The organism is Moorena producens 3L (genome assembly GCF_000211815.1).
In the GTDB taxonomy this organism is placed as follows: Bacteria; Cyanobacteriota; Cyanobacteriia; order Cyanobacteriales; family Coleofasciculaceae; genus Moorena; species Moorena producens.
Genome location: NZ_GL890899.1, coordinates 1 through 1179 on the forward strand (window position 1 = coordinate 1; position 1179 = coordinate 1179).

The following is a 1179-nucleotide window of genomic DNA, read 5'->3' on the forward strand; positions in this document are numbered from 1 at the left end:
GTGTCCGTTACCCTTAACCCGATATACACCAATGGACCTGTCGCTACGACGAGCACGAGGCTCCAAGTTCGAAAGAAGCGCAACGTCACCAAGGACACGCTTGTAACTAGCAGTAACAATAGCGCGTTGGTCGAACGACACAGAACCGAAGTGCACAATAGTGCTACGGAGAGCCATCCAGTCGGTACCCCAGCCAACTTTTTTAGCCACTTCCCGCGCCAGATACACACTCCCACCAAGGCGGTCGAGCACATCCATAGCCCAAGGGCAATTCCGTGAATCAAAAAAACATCCGGCCGGTAGCCTCCCAGACGTTTCGTCGTATGGGATCGGTGCCAAGAGAATCCATAGACAATTTCGTGTAAATTCGGGCTCATGCGGATTTCCCACCAGCAGAACGGCATGTAAATCAACCCGCCCACAAACAACCAAACGGCCAACTCCATGACTCCCTCCGAGTCCGTGAAGTAGCGTCTCCCCATGAAATAGGGAATCCCGAATGCAATCGTGGTCTCTAATACCCCAGAGAGTCCATCGTAAATCCCTAAACCATTGGAGAGCGACGAGAGCAATGGCACGCTGCACCAAACGCAAATCGGAAGGTCCAGCGCCTGGAATTTTTGCCAAGCTCGCGCATGGTCGAACACCAACACATTGGCGAACAAAAAGAAATTCACTGCCGTGACACGTGTATAGTCTGGTAAGCCAGGCAGCGCGTAACTTGCTTGCGGAAGGAAGAGCCAGCCGATCAGATAGCCAACCAACAACGCCCTTCGCACGGGTAGAACCACGAACAGCAGGCTGCACAACGGCACCCAAGCAATCATGGCGACGTTCGCAAACAGACTCATTGGTGTTGCTTTTGTCCTTGGCGACTGATGGCACTTTCGGCCGAAAAATCTGCGTCAGGAACACGCTCCTGCGTATATCCCAGCGTGACCAGAAGCTCACCTGCAACGTTGATGACGTCGCGCAACTCCTCCCTCGAGAGATCGCTTTGCCACCGACCGACGCTACTGCCAGTCACGGGCTTACACGCCGCCTCGTTGTTGGCAAATTGGCCCGGTCGAGTCGAACCGGTCGATGAGTGGCTACGAAGCATCCCACCTTCGAATTTCAAACCAAGCTTATTGCAGACGGATTCCAGCACGACGGCCGGATTAGCTACCAATTGCTCGT

At 53.9% G+C, this 1179-nt stretch carries 2 pseudogenes; both read right to left on the reverse strand.

The features are described 5' to 3' along the window. Nucleotides 1-851 (reverse strand): annotated as a pseudogene (locus tag LYNGBM3L_RS13140) (O-antigen ligase domain-containing protein); the annotation flags it as partial. Beyond that, a pseudogene (locus LYNGBM3L_RS47325) lies at nucleotides 848-1179 on the reverse strand (hypothetical protein); the annotation flags it as partial. The pseudogenes LYNGBM3L_RS47325 and LYNGBM3L_RS13140, both read right to left, overlap by 4 nt.